The organism is Acinetobacter sp. CAU_H_78 (assembly GCF_058599365.1).
This window is the reverse complement of the sequence record NZ_CM178652.1, coordinates 662,044-679,183: the sequence shown is the minus strand read 5'-3', so window position 1 is coordinate 679,183 and position 17,140 is coordinate 662,044. Positions and strand designations below refer to the sequence as shown.

Annotated in this window: 15 protein-coding genes; 1 reads left to right on the top strand and 14 read right to left on the bottom strand. The window is 46.0% G+C overall.

Annotation, left to right across the window (positions count from 1 at the left end; genetic code table 11):
- Position 1 precedes the first annotated feature (1 nt).
- From nuoM to ndhC, 12 genes are all read right to left on the bottom strand, one after another.
- A complete protein-coding gene (nuoM, locus tag AC4MCD_RS03320) occupies positions 2-1,615 on the bottom strand; it encodes an NADH-quinone oxidoreductase subunit M (protein WP_419375236.1) in 1,614 nt (537 codons plus the stop codon).
- A gap of 1 nt (position 1,616) precedes the next feature.
- The gene (gene nuoL / locus AC4MCD_RS03315) at positions 1,617-3,506 is read right to left on the bottom strand and encodes an NADH-quinone oxidoreductase subunit L (RefSeq protein WP_180105232.1); all 1,890 of its coding nucleotides are present in this window, start codon (positions 3,504-3,506) and stop codon (positions 1,617-1,619) included.
- The gene (gene nuoK, locus AC4MCD_RS03310) at positions 3,503-3,811 is read right to left on the bottom strand and encodes an NADH-quinone oxidoreductase subunit NuoK (RefSeq protein WP_004280769.1); all 309 of its coding nucleotides are present in this window, start codon (positions 3,809-3,811) and stop codon (positions 3,503-3,505) included. The genes nuoL and nuoK overlap by 4 nt, the downstream gene beginning before the upstream one ends.
- On the bottom strand, positions 3,811-4,329 hold the full coding sequence (gene nuoJ / locus AC4MCD_RS03305) for an NADH-quinone oxidoreductase subunit J (protein ID WP_171056685.1): 519 nt from the start codon (positions 4,327-4,329) through the stop codon (positions 3,811-3,813). Before nuoJ ends, nuoK begins: the two co-directional genes overlap by 1 nt.
- Positions 4,329-4,871 carry an NADH-quinone oxidoreductase subunit NuoI gene (nuoI, locus tag AC4MCD_RS03300; protein ID WP_004785079.1) on the bottom strand — a complete coding sequence of 181 codons (543 nt, stop codon included), beginning with the start codon at positions 4,869-4,871 and terminating at the stop codon, positions 4,329-4,331. Before nuoI ends, nuoJ begins: the two co-directional genes overlap by 1 nt.
- A gap of 18 nt (positions 4,872-4,889) precedes the next feature.
- Complete coding sequence (nuoH, locus tag AC4MCD_RS03295) at positions 4,890-5,900, bottom strand: NADH-quinone oxidoreductase subunit NuoH (protein ID WP_004785081.1); 1,011 nt, start codon at positions 5,898-5,900, stop codon at positions 4,890-4,892.
- A gap of 3 nt (positions 5,901-5,903) precedes the next feature.
- A complete protein-coding gene (gene nuoG / locus AC4MCD_RS03290; RefSeq protein WP_419375237.1) occupies positions 5,904-8,582 on the bottom strand; it encodes an NADH-quinone oxidoreductase subunit NuoG in 2,679 nt (892 codons plus the stop codon).
- 11 nt (positions 8,583-8,593) lie between these two features.
- Positions 8,594-9,925, bottom strand: coding sequence for an NADH-quinone oxidoreductase subunit NuoF (gene nuoF / locus AC4MCD_RS03285; RefSeq protein ID WP_004785084.1), 1,332 nt, complete (start codon positions 9,923-9,925; stop codon positions 8,594-8,596).
- Positions 9,922-10,431 (bottom strand): NADH-quinone oxidoreductase subunit NuoE, encoded by a 510-nt coding sequence (gene nuoE, locus AC4MCD_RS03280; RefSeq protein ID WP_004785086.1) that lies wholly within the window; start codon positions 10,429-10,431, stop codon positions 9,922-9,924. The genes nuoF and nuoE overlap by 4 nt, the downstream gene beginning before the upstream one ends.
- A gap of 14 nt (positions 10,432-10,445) precedes the next feature.
- A complete protein-coding gene (nuoC, locus tag AC4MCD_RS03275) occupies positions 10,446-12,233 on the bottom strand; it encodes an NADH-quinone oxidoreductase subunit C/D (protein ID WP_419364630.1) in 1,788 nt (595 codons plus the stop codon).
- 90 nt (positions 12,234-12,323) lie between these two features.
- Entirely contained in the window at positions 12,324-13,004 is a 681-nt protein-coding gene (locus AC4MCD_RS03270; RefSeq protein ID WP_004785090.1) for a NuoB/complex I 20 kDa subunit family protein, read from the bottom strand.
- A gap of 6 nt (positions 13,005-13,010) precedes the next feature.
- Positions 13,011-13,556: an NADH-quinone oxidoreductase subunit A gene (gene ndhC, locus AC4MCD_RS03265; protein ID WP_004785092.1), complete on the bottom strand. Its 546-nt coding sequence runs from the start codon at positions 13,554-13,556 to the stop codon at positions 13,011-13,013.
- 575 nt (positions 13,557-14,131) lie between these two features.
- Here ndhC and AC4MCD_RS03260 point away from each other — a divergent pair.
- Entirely contained in the window at positions 14,132-14,488 is a 357-nt protein-coding gene (locus AC4MCD_RS03260; protein WP_004785094.1) for a hypothetical protein, read from the top strand.
- Between the two features lie 61 nt (positions 14,489-14,549).
- On the opposite strand, the gene bfmS is transcribed toward AC4MCD_RS03260, so the two are convergent.
- Complete coding sequence (bfmS, locus tag AC4MCD_RS03255) at positions 14,550-16,226, bottom strand: sensor histidine kinase BfmS (protein WP_419375238.1); 1,677 nt, start codon at positions 16,224-16,226, stop codon at positions 14,550-14,552.
- A gap of 41 nt (positions 16,227-16,267) precedes the next feature.
- Complete coding sequence (gene bfmR, locus AC4MCD_RS03250; protein ID WP_004785097.1) at positions 16,268-16,984, bottom strand: response regulator transcription factor BfmR; 717 nt, start codon at positions 16,982-16,984, stop codon at positions 16,268-16,270.
- Positions 16,985-17,140: the final 156 nt, after the last annotated feature.

The window sequence follows — 17,140 nt, the reverse complement described above, 5'->3', positions numbered from 1 at the left end:
CTTATTGGATCTCCACATTTTCAGCTGAAACGGCAGCTTGCTGCACAGCATCAGCTGCTTCAGACACAGGAATGTAGCTATTCGCTAACCACGCCATGCTTGAGTTAGAAACGTCAAGGAAGCTTTGTGGGTATAGACCAAGCCATGCTAGACCAAATGCACAGATCAGCAAAATTAGCACTTCACGTGCATTTAAATCTTTTAACGGATTTGTGTAGTGCTGTTTTTGCTCTTCGTTTGGAACACCAAACAACGCTTTATGGATCAGAATCAAACCGTACAGACCCGCAAATACCAGGCTGATTGCAGCGAGGATTGTAAATGCTGGGAATTTACCGAATGAACCCATCAGGATCAGGAACTCACCAATGAAGTTACCTAGACCTGGAATACCGACAAGCGCCGCGATGAAGAACATCAGGAAGAATGCAAGGTATGGGAACTGACCACGAATACCACCCATCAAACGCATATCACGTGTATGAACACGTTCGTACACCTGACCACACATAATGAACAGCGCTGCAGATGACAGACCGTGAGCCAGCATCATGATCATCAGACCTTGGAAAGTCAGGATGTTACCTGCATAAATCGCAAGTAAAACGAAGCCCATGTGTGAAATAGATGTATACGCAAGTAAACGTTTCATATCGGTTTGCTGGAAAGCACACCAAGCACCGTAGAAGATACCGATTAAACCGAAAATGATCGCGATGTCTGCAAACTGTGCAGAAGCCGCCGGGAAGAATGGAATCACGAAACGGATCAGACCGTAAGCAGCTGTCTTAATCAAGATACCTGCAAGGTCAACAGAACCCGCTGTCGGTGCTTGTGCATGCGCATCTGGTAACCAGCCGTGTAATGGGAAAACTGGAAGTTTTACCGCAAAACCGATGAATAAACAGATCATGAATGCGTAAGCAACTGCTGGCGCTTGTGTATCCAGCATGTTCGCTACACCCAGCAGGTAGTTGTAGTCAAAACGGATTTGACCAGTCATGGTGTAGCCTACAGTTACCAGACCGAGGATACCAATCAGCATGACTAAACCAGCCACCTGTGTGTAAATGAAGAACTTGGTTGCAGCATATACACGTGACTTGCCTTCTGCCCCTTTATGACCCCAAAGTGCGATCAGGAAGTAGATCGGCACCAGCATCATCTCCCAGAAGAAGAAGAACAGGAACAGGTCAATTGCCAGGAATACACCGATTACACCACCCAGAGACCATAACAGGTTCAGGTGGAAGAAACCAACATTTTTCTGAATCTCACCCCATGAACAGCCTACTGCCAGCACACCCAGGAGTGCAGTCAAGCCAACCATCAGTAAAGATAAACCATCCACCGCAAGGTGAATGTTAATGCCCAGGGTTTGAATCCAAGGCAATTTAAACTCGGCTGCCCACGTAGGAGCGGCACCGCCAAGTTCATAGTTATAAGTACCCGACTGCCAAAGGACGATGGTCAAGACCAGCGTCACTAACATACCAATCAGCGCGATATAACGCGGAAGGTGTTGGTCGAGTTTATCGACCAACCAGCAAATAAAACCTGCAATGAACGGAATGAGGATCAGAGCCGGCAAAATAATATTGTTTGGAGCTTCCATTTTATTTCCCCACTACCTGAATCACGAGCAAGATCATCAGTAGGACAACGACACCAAGCCCCATACTAGATGCATATTCACGCAGTGAACCTGTTTGACGCGAACTAGTAAAGCTATGACCACCTTTAACCAGTGCAGGCAGCACCAGCCAAAAGCCATCAATCGGATCACGACCGAACAGTTTCGCGAAGAACAAATAAGGCTTCACAAAAACGATGTCATACAGCTTGTCGAAACCAAGTGCATTACGGCAGATGTTGGCAAGACCCGCACCCAGAGAAGTTTTAGCAAAAGATTTCACAGCGTTGTAAGCAAAAGCAAACAGCACCACACCAATTGCAAGACCTACCAGTGCAATACCTACTGCTGTGTATTCTGCAGTATGCATGCCATGTTCAAGTGCTTCCGGAATTTCAAATGCAGGAAGTTTAGCCGCATTTAAAATGCTTTCTACAGGCGCTTTCAATGCCGCACCCACGAAAGTCGAAAGTACTGCAAGAATTGCCAATGGACCCCAGTAAGTTACACCCTTGATTGCGTGGTAAGGTGTGTTTTCTTTACCGAAGAATACAACCCAGATCAGACGGAATGTATAGATCGAAGTCAGGAACGCACCGATTACACCCACCCAGTAAAGTGTGCTGTAAACTGCGATTGATTGGCCTTGTACCCATACCGCACCCAGGATTGCATCTTTTGAGAAGAAGCCCACAGTGATGAATGGAATTGCAGCCAATGCACCGCCACCAATGGCGAAACATGCAAACAGGAATTTGTTCTTGTAGAACAGACCGCCCATCTTGAAGATGTTTTGTTCGTGGTGGTAAGCCAGAATCACTGCACCAGAAGACAAGAATAATAATGCCTTGAAGAATGCGTGAGTCAGCATGTGGAACAGACCCGCCTGGTATGCTTCAGCACCTACAGCCATAAACATGTAGCCCAACTGACTCATAGTTGAGTAAGCCAGAATACGTTTGATGTCTGTTTGTACCAATGCAGCAAAACCAGCTACCAGTAATGTCACTGCACCAGTAATCGAGATGAACATCATTACTTCAGGCGCAAGTTCAAATACTGTGAACAGACGGCAGCACAGGTAAACACCCGCTGTTACCATTGTTGCAGCGTGGATCAATGCAGAAACTGGTGTAGGACCAGCCATCGCATCTGCCAACCAGGTTTGCAGTGGAATCTGTGCAGATTTACCAGCAGCACCCAGGAACAGCATTAACGCAGTCCAGATAGTCAATGATGAGCTTTGAGTCATCACAGTCGCAGCATTTTCAACGATGTACTGAGTATTCAGCGTACCGAATTGCTGGAACAGCAAGAACATGGCAATCAGCAGGAATACGTCACCAATACGGGTAACGGTAAATGCCTTGATCGCTGCCACACCGTTTGCAGGATTTTGGTAGTAATAACCAATCAGCAGGTAAGAACACAGACCTACACCTTCCCAACCCAGGAATAACAACGCCAGGTTGTCACCCAGTACCAGCAATAACATGCTTGCAACGAACAGGTTGAAGTAAGAGAAGAAACGTGCGAAGTCTTGTTCACCGCGCATGTACCATGATGCAAAGATGTGGATCAGGAAACCAACGCCTGTCACCATGCCCAGCATCAACAGAGACAAACCGTCCAGGTGCAGGCTGATGCCCGGTGCAAAACCACCGACATTGAACCAGGTCCAAAGAGGTTGTACTACTGCGGTAGAACCATTGTTGACAAAGTCCATACCCGCAATGAGTGCAAACAATGCCGATAACCCCACAGCCCCTACACCAATAATGGCTGCAACTGTTTCAGGAAGCTTATGACGCCCTGCCGCTAAAAGGACGAAGCCAATGAGCGGGAATAAAATTGTTAGATATAAATAACTCATCCGCGCATCTCACTAGCAGCATCCACATCCAGATGATGGAAGCGATGATAGAACTGAAGGACGATCGCAAGACCGATACATGCCTCTGCCGCAGCAAGGGTCAGAATCAGGATAAACATGATTTGACCATCAGGCTGTGCCCATGCACTGCCCGCCAGGACGAATGCCAAAGCAGCAGCATTCATCATGATTTCAAGGCTCATTAAAATGAATAGCAGGTTGCGTCGCACCATTACACCGTAAAAACCCAGTGCAAAAAGAATGGATGCAACGATCAAACCATGCTCTAAAGGGATGTTGCCCATTATTGTTGTTCCTCTTCTGCACCTGGTTCACGTTTACCCAAATGGAATGCTGCAACAAGTGATGCAAGCAATAACATCGCGGCAACTTCTACCAACAATAAATATTGCGTAAAGAGTGATTGACCTACCGCTTTAGGACCGACCATTTCTGTGCCCATCACCATTGAAGGCTGCACGTAATCTGATTTAAGTACCCAAACCAGGATCAGACCAATCAGGAAGCTCATCAATGCCGGATAAGCCCAAGCCGATGAAGTCAACCATTTGCGTTCCTGAGCAACAGTCTGTTCGCCCAGGTTCAGCATCATTACCACGAACACGAATAACACCATGATCGCGCCAGCATAAACGATGACTTCAAGTGCACCCGCAAATGGTGCACCCACGATCAGGAACAGCCCTGCTACAGCAAGGAGCGAAACGATCAGGCTTAATAAAGCATGTACCGGATTCGTGTTAGTCACCACACGAACCGTAGAGACGATGGCCACAAGGGCCATTAAATAAAATGGCCACATCATGGTAATAGACTCCGTACATCAACAGGTGCACTTTCACGCTGTGCCTGACCTTTGTCCTTACCAGCAACTGCCATACCGGTGACACGGTAGAAGTTATAGTCAGGATATTTACCAGGACCAGAAATCAGCAAGTGTTCTTTTTCGTAGACTAAGTCTTGACGAACATATTCGCCCAATTCGAAATCTGGTGTCATCTGAATCGCAGTCGTAGGACATGCTTCTTCACACATACCGCAGAAAATACAGCGAGAGAAGTTGATACGGAAAAATTCCGGATACCAACGACCATCTTCACGTTCTGCTTTTTGTAATGAAATACAGCCTACCGGACATGCAACCGCACACAGGTTACATGCCACACAACGCTCTTCGCCATCTGGGTCACGCGTTAATACGATACGACCACGGAAACGTGGTGGCACGATTTCTTCGGCTGGCACTTCCGGATATAAAATGGTGTCACGTTTGCGCGTTGCATGGGTAAATACCATGAACAACGTACGAACGATTGACCCGAATCCAGCTAGAAATTTAAACATTTTGTTCTCCCTGCTGTCTTAGGCCTGATTCAACAGAATCACAGCACCAGTCACCAAAAGGTTAACCAACGCCAATGGCAAGCAAATTTTCCAACCAAAGTTCATCACCTGGTCATAACGTGGACGCATTAAAGAACCACGCGCCAATACAAACATCATTACGAAGAATGCTGTTTTAATAATGAACCAGAATGCTGGTGGAAGGAAATCAAGACCAAATGGTGCTAACCAGCCACCGAAGAACAGGGTTACGATCAATGCAGAGATCAGTACTACGTTTACGTATTCCGCAACGAAGAACATACCCCATTTCATACCGCCATATTCTACGTGGTAACCTTCCGCCAGTTCCTGTTCCGCTTCTGGTTGGTCAAATGGGTGACGGTGAGTTACCGCAACACCTGCAACCACGAAGATCAGGAAGCCTAAGAACTGAGGAATAATAAACCATACATCTTTCTGTGCTTCTACGATCTCACGCATGTTGAATGAACCGGCAATTGCCACTACACCCATCAGGGAAATACCCAGGAACACTTCATAAGAAATAGTTTGTGCTGCTGAACGTAGACCACCAAGCAATGCGTATTTGTTGTTAGAAGACCAACCACCAAACAGTACTGCATATACCGCAATACCTGCCATTGCCATGAAGAACAACAGACCGATACTCATGTCTGCAACACCTAAGTAAGGTGATACAGGAATAACCATGAACGACAGCACCGCAGTTGCCATCGCAACTGCTGGAGCCATACGGAAAGTCAATTTATCAGCAAATTTTGGTGTCCAGTCTTCCTTGAACATGATTTTCAGCATGTCGGCAACAATCTGGAACATACCGCCCGGACCTACACGGTTCGGACCGTAACGGTCTTGCCACAAGCCGAGTAAACGACGTTCAATAAAAGACATCAACGCAGCGATCAGTACTACAACCAGTAAGATCACGATCGCTTGAAGTACTGAATAGGCGATTGGCCAGTTTTCAGCCCACAGCGGCGTTTGACGGATTAATTCTTGTTCCATGAATTACGCTCCTACCGCGACTGAAACAGGCTCTGCAAGAGATACCGTTGGTGCAAGACCAATTGGGTAGCCAATATAACCTGTTGGTAAGTATTCAATCACTTGTACAGGAAGAACGATTGAAGTCTCGCCTGCTTTCACAGTGATCTTCTGACCGTCTTGCAGGTTCAAGCGTGTAGCATCCTGTTCGCCCACTGCAAATACTGCCTCAGGAATACGTGTTTCCATTGCCGGAGTTTTAATGGTGAACTCACCAGATGCAAAGATGTGATGCATTGGTACCAGACGGAAGCTTTCAGCATTTACAAGCACAGGTGCTGGTGCAACGAAACTACGCGCTGGACGTTTTGGTAAACGGTCGAATAAACGAACGCCTGAATCACCGCCTTTTAAGTGACCGCCCACTTCATCCTGGTATTTGTTCCAGGCTTGTGGTGAGTTCCAGCCTGCAGACCAGGCAAATGGAATCAGTGGAGATGGTGTTTCATTACCCACATAACCTTCCATAGAGAATGTTAATGCAGAATCGATATCGGTTGGCTGTTTCGGCTCATGTACAGATAATGGCGCACGCATCGAAGTACGACCTGAATAACGACGTGGTTCACGTGCCACTTTCAGACCATGGACACGGAAGCCTGCATCTGGTGCTACATCCAGAATACCTTCAAGTGCAGGAACATTGCTTGCTACTGACTCGATGACATCATCCAGTACCGTCCAAGAAATCGCTTTGCCTTGTACGCCTGTTTCCAGTGCGTGTAACCAGCGCCAAGATTCTTTGATTGCCAGTTCCGGGTTGTAGTAGTTAGGGTCATACACTTGGTAGAAACGTTGTGCACGGCCTTCTTGAGAAACGACAGTACCATCACCTTCAGCAAATGAAGCAGCAGACAATACGATGTTGGCTTTCTTCACAGTCGTAGTTTCAGAGTGATCCAATACGATCACCTGTTTGCCTGCAAGCGCAGCATCAACCTGAGCTGCTGGTAAACGACGATATAGATCGTTTTCTACAATTACGACAGTGTCATAGTCTTGTGCAAATGCTTGCTCAAGGCTTTGACCACCGAAGATTGCCAGACCCATTGAGTTCACTTCAGGAACAGTCAAGGTCAAGCCCGCATTACCCAGGTTTTGTGCGACTTGTGCAGCAGCTTCCATGATGGTTGCGTCTTGTAGGCTTGTACCAGAGATGATCAGTGGTTTCTTGGCAGCTTTCAGCGTATCTGCAATGGTTTGTGCAAATGCTTTGGCATCGTCATCAATACCAGTGATGACTTCACCTTTCACGCCCGCAGCAATCGCGAAGCCTAAACGTGCGATGTCATTTGGAGAAGCAACCACTTCACCTTCCGCAACGTCAGACAAACGTGTTTGTGTTGCAGCCAGAATGTAAATCGGAGATTTCGCATCTTGGGCAATACGTTGTACAGGTTCAGCCAGCCATTCTTGGGTACGGCGCTCTGCAGCCATTTCCTTGCCTTTATTTTTCGCAGCTTGGCGAACAGATAAAGCCATACGTGGTGCAGTTTGAGTCAGGTCTTCACCCAGAATCAGTACCGCATCATAGCTTTCGATCTCACGCATGTTCGGGTTATAAACACCCTCGGTTTGCATAATCGATGCAGCCAGTTCAACCAGATTTTGCTCTTTTTGAGCCATACCGGTTGAGTAGTTGTCTTGACCAACTAATTCACGTAATGCGAAGTTAGCTTCAAGTGATGCACGTGGTGAACCGATCCCCAGTACTTTTTTGCCCTGGATTTTCGCAATTACGGTATCCAATGCTGTATCAACAGAAACTGTTTCTACATTTGTACCAGTACGGAACTGTGGCTGACGAGGACGGTCTTTACGGTTTACATAACCGGTACCGAAACGGCCTTTATCGCACAGGAAGTATTGATTCACTTCACCGTTGAAACGGTTTTCAACGCGACGAAGCTCGCCATAACGCTCACCTGGAGAGATGTTACAACCTGAAGAACAGCCATGACATACGCTTGGTGCGTACTGCATGTCCCATTTACGGTTATAGCGTTCTGAGTGAGTCTTATCGGTGAATACACCAGTCGGACATACTTCAGTCAGATTACCAGAGAATTCAGATTCTAGCGTGCCTGATTCCGGACGACCGAAATAAACGCGAGAAGCGTTTGCATATACACCGAAATCTGTACCGCCTGCATAGTCTTTGTAATAACGAACACAACGGTAACATGCGATACAACGGTTCATCTCGTGCGCAATGAATGAACCAAGTTCTTGGTTGTAATGCGTACGTTTGGTGAAACGGTAACGACGACGGTCGTGTTGAGTCATTACTGTCATATCTTGCAGGTGACAGTGCCCCCCCTCTTCACAGACTGGACAGTCGTGCGGGTGGTTGGTCATCAAGAATTCAACAACAGAAGCACGGAAATCTTTCGCTTCTTTGTCTTCAATCGAGATGTAGGTATTGTCAGCAGCCGGTGTCATACATGACATGACCAAACGACCACGCGTATCTTCTGGATTCGCGTATTGAGTCACAGCACATTGACGGCAAGAACCGACAGAACCTAAGGATGGATGCCAACAAAAGTATGGGATGTCGATGCCAAGACTCAAACATGCTTGCAGCAAGTTTTCCGAGCCGTTGACTTCATACGATTTTCCATCGACATGAATTGTAGCCATAGTCGAATTCCTTAAGCTTGTTCTACGTTGCGGGTTTGAGCGGCAGCATTTACGACTTTCGCTTCAAATTCGCCACGGAAATGTTTGAGTGCGCCCATTAACGGTTCCATAGCACCTGGTGCGTGAGCACAGAAAGTTTTACCAATCCAAAGCTTACGAGTCAGTTCTTGTAAGTGATCGATATCTTCTTTCTTGCCAGTACCATCTTCAAGTGCTTTAAGCGCTTTCACCGCCCAAGGTAAGCCATCACGGCAAGGTGTACACCAACCACATGATTCACGCGCAAAGAATTCTTCGAGATTACGAGTCGCTGAAACCATACATTGGGTTTCATCAACCACCATCAATAGACAGGTACCTAAACGTGAACCTGCTTTCATGATGCTTTCCGCATCCATCGGAAGATCGATATGCTCAGCAGCCAGGAAGTCAGTTGATGCACCACCGGGTAACCATGCTTTCAGCTTCAGGCCGTCACGCATACCACCGGCATGTTCTTCAATCACTTCACGTGCAGTGGTACCGAATGGCAGTTCCCATAGACCCGGGAATTTCACCTTACCTGAAGCACCATAAATTTTTGTGCCCGGATCTTTCGATTTGCCTGCAGACAAACCGATGTACCATTCTGGACCACGCAACATGATGGCTGGCAAGTTGTTGTAGGTCTCTACGTTGTTCACGATCGTAGGACGACCCCAAGCACCTGCAACCTGCGGGAATGGCGGTTTGGTACGCGGGTTTGCACGGCGACCTTCAAGCGAGTTAATCAATGCAGTTTCTTCACCACAGATATAACGACCCGCACCGGTATGTACGTGTAACTCGAAGCTCCAGCCAGAATCCAGGATGTTGTCACCCAGATAACCTTTGGCACGAACCTGTTCAAGTGCTTCGTTCAGGTACTTCGCTGCTTCGATGTATTCACCACGGATGAAGATATAACCTTGAGTTGCTTCAAGGGTATAAGCTGCAATCAGCATACCTTCGATCAACTGGTGAGGAAGATCTTCCATCAACAGACGGTCTTTGAAGGTACCTGGTTCCATCTCATCGGCATTACAAATCAGGTAACGTGGACCTGAATTGTCATTTGGTGCCATCAGCGACCATTTGATCCCTGCCGGGAAGCCTGCACCACCACGACCTTTTACGGTTGCAGCTTTTACAACTTCCAGCACTTCTTTCGGTGTCATAGACAGGGCTTTTTTAAAGCCTGCATAGCCTTCAAGCGCTTCGTAGTCATCAACGTGACGGACATTCGCCTGTTTGCTTAGACGCCAAGTCAGTGGATGCGTTTCCGGGTTACCGTCGCCATAAATTGGTTTTGGTTCGGTATTCATACATACTTCTCCAATAACTGTTTAATTGATGTCACTTCCACGAGACCGTGAGTGTCTTCATCAATCATGAGGGTTGGACCTTTGTCACAGTTACCTAGGCAGCAAATTGGAAGCAAGGTAAAACGGCCATCCGCTGTGGTTTGGCCGAACTGGATACCCAATTCACGCTGGAATGCTTCTGCTAAAGTCTCCGCACCCATCAAGAAACATGCAATAGAGTCACACAGTAAAATTACGTGACGACCCACTGGCTGACGGTAAATACGGTTATAGAACGTTGCAACCCCTTCCAAATCGGCAAGGCTCATGCTGAGCATTTGCGCGATGGCATTCATTTGAGCATCGTCTACCCAGCCATTACGGCGTTGTACACACTTCAGCGCATCAAGACACGCTGCACGTGGGTACGGGTAATGCCCAATGTGATGTTCAATTTCATGGATTTCTTCCGAAGTCAAAATCCCTTCAACATTCACACGTGGCTTTTTATCAGTCAAAATCATCATAATGCGTTTACCCCTTAGCGATCCACGTCAGCCATTACGACGTCGATTGTCGCTAAATAAATGATTAAGTCAGATACAAGACTGCCGTTAATCACAGAAGGCATTTGCTGTAAATGCGTGAAAGTTGGTGTACGAATACGGGTACGGTAACTCATGGTTGACTTGTCTGAAGTCAGATAATAAGTCGACGCACCTTTCACCACTTCTGCCATCACAGATGATTCACCTGCAGGCATTACAGGACCCCAAGAAACGCTCAAGAAGTGCGTAATCAAGGTTTCAATATCTTGTAATGTTTTGTCTTTTGGTGGTGGAACAGCCAGTGGATGGTCTGCTTTGTACGCACCAGATGGCATATTCTCTAGACACTGCTTAATGATTTTCAGTGACTGTTCGATTTCACGGAAGTGAACAATCACACGAGCATATGCATCGCCTTCGTACTCAACTGGCACTTCGAAGTCATAGTTTTCATAACCACTGTATGGACGGTATTTACGAACATCAAAGTCGATACCTGTCGCACGCAGACCAGTACCTGTTACACCCCATGCCAATGCAGATTTCGCATCGTATTGAGCCACATTACGGGTACGACCCACAAATACAGAGTTTTTCAGTGCTGCAGTATAGTATTCGTTCAAACGCTTAGGCATCCAGTCGAGCAAGTCTCGAACCAGTTTTTCCCAACCGTTTGGCAAGTCATGTGCAGTACCACCGATACGGAACCATGCTGGATGCATACGGTAACCGGTGATCGCTTCCACAATGTCATACACTTTCTGACGGTCAGCGAACATATAGAATACTGGAGTCATACCGCCGGCATCCTGAATCGCAGTACCGATGTACAGCAAGTGGTTATTGATACGGAACAGTTCCGACATCATGACACGGATACACTGGGCACGGTCAGGTACAGTAATACCCGCCATTTGTTCCACGCCCATCACATAAGGCATGTTCTGTGCACAGCCACCGAGGTAGTCGACACGGTCTGTATATGGAATGAATGAATGCCAGGTTTGACGTTCAGCCATCTTTTCCACACCACGGTGGTGATAACCGATGTCAGGCACACAGTCTTTAACTTCTTCACCGTCCAGCTGCAAGATCACACGGAAAGCACCATGCGCAGATGGATGGTTCGGACCCAGGTTCAGGAACATGAAATCTTCATCTGCATTACCGCGCTTCAGACCCCAGTCTTCTGGCACAAAACGTAGATGTTCCTGTTCAAAGTCCTGCTTGGCTTTGTCTTGGATATACGGAGTATATTCAGTTGCACGTGCAGAATATTCTTTACGTAGCGGGTGACCTTCCCAGTAGGTTGGCAACAAGATACGACGGAGCATTGGATGCCCTTCGAAATTGATGCCGAACATGTCATAAGCTTCACGCTCATACCAGTTCGCATTTGGCCAGATATTCGTTGCGGTCGGAATATTCAGATCGCTGTCGCTTAATGCAACTTTAATACGAATGTCACAGTTACGCTCTAAAGATAATAAATGATAGAACACTGTGAATTCTGACGCAGGCAAACCGTCACGGTGCGTACGTAAACGCTCATCTACTGCAGACAAGTCGAATAGCATCACGTATGGACGTGGCACGGTACGCAAGAACATCAATACTTCTTGTACACGTGCGCGCTCAACCCAAACTGTCGGGAAATCCTCGAAAGTCGTTTGCACAAAGAAGTTCTCACCAAACTTGGTTTTGAGCTCTTCAATGATGGCAAATGCTGGGCGTGAATCAACTGCTGTTGATTCTGGCATAGCAATGTCAGTTTCAGCCATTGGCTTGGCTTCCTATTTAATACAAATTCAGTCAACCTAAACGACAACTACACCCATAGCGGGTGCACAACAAAAAACCGGTCGTTTAAATTATTTAATTTCATCCATAGAGCGTAAGTTCTTCACAGCCACACGCTGGTCTTTCTTACGGTCACGTTCCGGCATCATCTTTGGCTTATACACTGGCTTAAGATCATCACCGATTACCGCAGACAGCGGACGACGCTCTAATTGAATTTGGTCTTGTAACAGCATTAATGCCTGGATCAATGCTTCAGGACGTGGTGGGCAGCCCGGAACGTATACATCTACCGGAATAATCTTGTCCACACCTTGTACGACTGAATAAATATCGTACATACCACCTGAGTTTGCACACGCACCCATTGAAATAACCCATTTCGGTTCAAGCATCTGTTCATACAGACGTTGAATTACCGGAGCCATTTTCACGAAGCATGTACCTGCTACGATCATCAAGTCTGCCTGACGCGGTGAAGCACGGATAACTTCGGCACCGAAACGTGACAAGTCATGTACACCGGTCAAAGTCGTTGCATATTCAACGTAGCAGCAAGATGTACCAAAGTTAAATGGCCAAACTGAGTTCTTACGACCCCAGTTCACTGCTGTGTGCATTACATCCTCTAGGCGAGTCATGAACACATTTTTATTCACTTCTTCTTCTAGAAGCGGATCTTCTACAACGATACGCTCTTGAAGTGGATATTCATCAGCATTCGGATTCGCACGGGTTAATGTATATTTCATCCCGAGTTACTCCTTATCAGAGGGTTGAACTTGTGATTTTTTCACAAGACCAGATGATTGAGCTGGGATTTGACCAGTTGGATCCATAACCAATTCTTCAACAGAGTTGAAGCGCGTAATTTCTGCAAGATCCATATTTGGCGAACCAATTTTAGCTTTGTATCCTGCTGCTTTACGTCTGTCTGAAGGTGCCCAGTTCAGTGCGCCTGTCGATAATTCGTAAACCAAACCAACAAGTAAAACCAAAATAAAGATAGCTGCAGTTGCAAAACCAATCCAACCTACTTCACGAACAGAAGATGCCCATGCATACAGGTAAAGTGCTTCGAGGTCGAAGACTACAAAGAAAATTGCAACTAAATAGAATTTCGCAGACAAGCGGATACGAGCTCCACCTGCGCTGACTACGCCTGACTCAAACTGCTCCTGCTTGGCACGGCCCCATGATTTACCCCCGAGGAGTAATGGGACAGTGAGCATAAAGACGCATAAAAATGTAACGCCGATCACGAAGGCAATAATTGCCCATTCGTATGGAGTAATGGCACTCATGCGGGGATAACTCCTGGCAGGCCGATTTATTAACAAAGAATGTATGTATTGGCCTTCAAATACACCAAACACAAAATTAATCCCGCCAATTGTACCTGATTTTGGATTTCACTTGCTAGTTTATAAGCCTTAGTCTTTTGGATGATTTTTTAGACATTCCTAATTTTATTCTGGCTTTAAGCTCAAAGAATCTCAACCGATCGTTTTTTTAAATTAAAGTTTAAATTTCCATTATTTTTTTCTAAACCCGGATAGACTTTTAAAGCTTTGCTTAATTAGGCCTCACTCCTTTTACAGTGTCTGGTTACCCACCCCATGAAAAGAAACTTATAAAGAATCAATCAAAAATATTTCACCTTTGCTTAATGCTCCGAAAAAATCAGTGTGTTTTTAAAAGATGTTTAACATGAATGTTGTCATTCAATTAGAAGCCGACCTTTTCTACCCGCTCTCGGTAAGCCTTAAAAGAGCAATTGTGTATTTTTGCAACACGTCCAACAGTTTGATTCAGATTATGATATTTCTATTTTTAAACACACTATGACATTTATAAAGTAACAATAAGGAGTCCATGCATGTCTCTACGATTTACCCATAAACCCGATTATTTTTTCTTTGCTCAATTATTGATGCGACATGTAGAAAGCTATATCCAAAAACATCAGGATGCCAGCAATGCAATTTTTGACTTAGGGGATATTCATAAACTTTTCCAGACAGACTATGCCTCTTCCAGCATTAACCTGGACGGTATTATGAATATTGCCGATGAGTACAAGCTTGAAACCTTGTCGGGCGACCAGAAACTAATCCAAAGCTATCAGGTAGATGTTAAAAACAACAAGCTGCTGATCAACTTCAATTCTGATGCCTTAAACAGTCTGAAAGAAGGCAAACCACTGATTGAACCGGATGCTACCATCCATGAATAATCCCCTTTAAATAGCCATAAAAAAAACGATACCTATGTATCGTTTTTTCTCACCTAAACTCTTATTCTGACTGATCTGACACTTCAGCTTTTTCCAGTTTTTCGATCGGTTTTTGCTTGATTTTTTTACCGTAACGGCTAGCTGGCCAAATCATGATAAAGCGTGCACCACCCAGTGTCGGACTTTGATCGACCTGAATCTCTCCACCAAACCAGTAAGCAATCCGGCTAACAATAGACAGGCCCAAACCATATCCCCCTGAAGCACGAGTACGACTATCATCCAGTCGGGCAAAAGCTTCAAAGATACGGGCACGGTCAGCTTCCGGAACCCCCGGACCATCATCTTCTACACAGATATACGCCATACCCTTAGCGTCTAGTCCGCCACTGATCAGGATTTTCTGCTCACAGTAGCGTACTGCATTCCCTACCAGATTTTGCACCACACGATGCAGGTAACGTCGTTCAGCCTCTACGATTACAGGTACTGGCATAGGCAGCACTTCGACTTCTTTGCCTGTTTTTAAAGCATCGGTTTCGACTGCCACCTGATCCAGCACTTCAAACAGATCAATATCTTCAAATTCAATTGAAGGCATGCCTTGTTCCAGTTTGGCATAGGTCATGATTTCATCAATCAAAGTATTTAAGGCTTCAATATCCTTGTCAATCTGCTCAACCTGCTGCAAGCGGTAATCATAGTCGTCTTCATCTGCCATCATTTCCACTGCAAAACGGATACGGGCAACAGGTGTACGCAGCTCATGCGATACCGCACGCATCAATTCACGCTGCGCTTCAATCAGACGCTGAATATGATCCGACATATTGTTATAGCTGGAAGCCAGCGTCGCCATCTCATCACTACCTTCTACCGGAAGACGCAATGACATGTTCCCGGTTTTCATCTTGTTCAGGGCATAGCTCACTTCACGCAGTTTACGCTGCATTGGCACCAGCAGACCATAAATCCCCAGACTTAAGACAAACAGGCTGAGCAAGGTAATCCCGGCAGCTAACTGGAATGGCATCCAGTTAAATAACGGCACTGGCCCCATGACCAGCACTTCAGACGTCGAGCTAGGAATAGGAGAAATGATCGAAATTGTAGTACCGCGAATTGAGGCACTATCACGATATAGAATAATGCTGTGATCTAGACGCAAACGTCCGATCTGCTCGGAATCTAGTGGCAGGCTCTGGACATTTTCAATCGAGATTGGATAAGAGAAATAATCCTGAATTCGCTTCAGGTATTCTTTTTCCTGACCTGGGTAGTACACCAGATAGTCCAGAATAAAGACCGGTAAAGCCTTCATCTGGCGTTCAGTAATATTATCCGCCTTAATATAAAGATAATGACTTGGATCATCGCGTAGCCCAATGACAATATAAGCTACCCCGGTTTTGGCATCCCAACGCACGACTGCCTTACGGTCAGCCAGACGTCGACCTTCCGCTCGGGTAATATCCATTTTACTAGCTTCGACATAGTAGATTGGCAATTCCAACAGATCAGACGCATCTGAAACCCAATCCATCTTTTGCTGCAGATTAGGCTGTCTCGCAACCCCCTCACTGATGATATATGCCATACCATCAGTCAGGGATTCACGATATTCCTGCGCACGCTGGTAGTTGATGATCTGTACCAGCAGATAGCTGAATACTGCCACCAGGACCACAAGCATGACCAGGCCTGCGTATATCCGCAAAAATATACTGTGTTTAAACACCTATTAATTATCCTGTTTATTCAGGCGGCTAAAGGCACCGATTAGATACCGTTAGTTTCTTTGACGAATAGATAACCTTTACTACGTACTGTTTTAATACGTTTTGGATTTTCAGGATCGTCACCAATTTTTGGACGAATGCGCGAAATACGCACATCAATTGAACGGTCTTGGCCGTCATATTCGATGCCGCGTAGACGTTCAAAGATATCTTCACGTGACAAGATGCGGCCCGCATTTGAAGCCAGCAGCCACAACAGGTCATATTCTGCACTGGTAAAGTCAACCAGCTCACCATTTAAGGTCACTGAACGACCACCATTGTCGATCACCAGGTCATCAAACTCGATGCGCTGAGCCACTTCATCCTCAGGCACTTTGTCAGTACGGCGTAATAAAGCACGGATACGAGCCAGCAGGACACGCGGCTGAACCGGTTTAGCGACATAGTCATCTGCACCCATTTCCAGACCTAAGACCTGATCCATATCTTCAGTACGTGCAGTCAGCATTAAAATCGGTTGATGATAATGTGGACGAACTTCACGGCAGATGGTCAAACCATCAGCACCTGGCAACATAACATCTAGAACCACCATGTCTGGTTGCTCGGCAATAATACGACGAATAGCACGGTTGCCATCCGGCTCTACCCCAACCTCAAGACCATTACGGATGAGGTATTCTTGTGTTAAACGAGCAAGACGCTCATCATCTTCAACAATTAGAATTTTAGGTAACTTTTCTTCTTGGCTCATGTGTTGCCCCTTTATTTGATGGACGTATGCTACGGACGTATCCTTTTGAAATCCAATAGATACGTTTTTAATATGCTTGCAATATACACACGTTTACATTGTAAACAAGATAGCGTTCACCAAACCAATACACCAAAGTAGCATTTTGTAATATTT

Excerpts from the sequence above, each read along its gene's own strand:
- nuoM (WP_419375236.1), bottom strand. The coding sequence starts at position 1,615 with ATGGAAGCTCCAAACAATATTATTTTGCCGGCTCTGATCCTCATTCCG.
- nuoL (WP_180105232.1), bottom strand. The coding sequence starts at position 3,506 with ATGAGTTATTTATATCTAACAATTTTATTCCCGCTCATTGGCTTCGTC.
- nuoK (WP_004280769.1), bottom strand. The coding sequence starts at position 3,811 with ATGGGCAACATCCCTTTAGAGCATGGTTTGATCGTTGCATCCATTCTT.
- nuoJ (WP_171056685.1), bottom strand. The coding sequence starts at position 4,329 with ATGTGGCCATTTTATTTAATGGCCCTTGTGGCCATCGTCTCTACGGTT.
- nuoI (WP_004785079.1), bottom strand. The coding sequence starts at position 4,871 with ATGTTTAAATTTCTAGCTGGATTCGGGTCAATCGTTCGTACGTTGTTC.
- nuoH (WP_004785081.1), bottom strand. The coding sequence starts at position 5,900 with ATGGAACAAGAATTAATCCGTCAAACGCCGCTGTGGGCTGAAAACTGG.
- nuoG (WP_419375237.1), bottom strand. The coding sequence starts at position 8,582 with ATGGCTACAATTCATGTCGATGGAAAATCGTATGAAGTCAACGGCTCG.
- nuoF (WP_004785084.1), bottom strand. The coding sequence starts at position 9,925 with ATGAATACCGAACCAAAACCAATTTATGGCGACGGTAACCCGGAAACG.
- nuoE (WP_004785086.1), bottom strand. The coding sequence starts at position 10,431 with ATGATGATTTTGACTGATAAAAAGCCACGTGTGAATGTTGAAGGGATT.
- nuoC (WP_419364630.1), bottom strand. The coding sequence starts at position 12,233 with ATGGCTGAAACTGACATTGCTATGCCAGAATCAACAGCAGTTGATTCA.
- AC4MCD_RS03270 (WP_004785090.1), bottom strand. The coding sequence starts at position 13,004 with ATGAAATATACATTAACCCGTGCGAATCCGAATGCTGATGAATATCCA.
- ndhC (WP_004785092.1), bottom strand. The coding sequence starts at position 13,556 with ATGAGTGCCATTACTCCATACGAATGGGCAATTATTGCCTTCGTGATC.
- AC4MCD_RS03260 (WP_004785094.1), top strand. The coding sequence starts at position 14,132 with ATGTCTCTACGATTTACCCATAAACCCGATTATTTTTTCTTTGCTCAA.
- bfmR (WP_004785097.1), bottom strand. The coding sequence starts at position 16,984 with ATGAGCCAAGAAGAAAAGTTACCTAAAATTCTAATTGTTGAAGATGAT.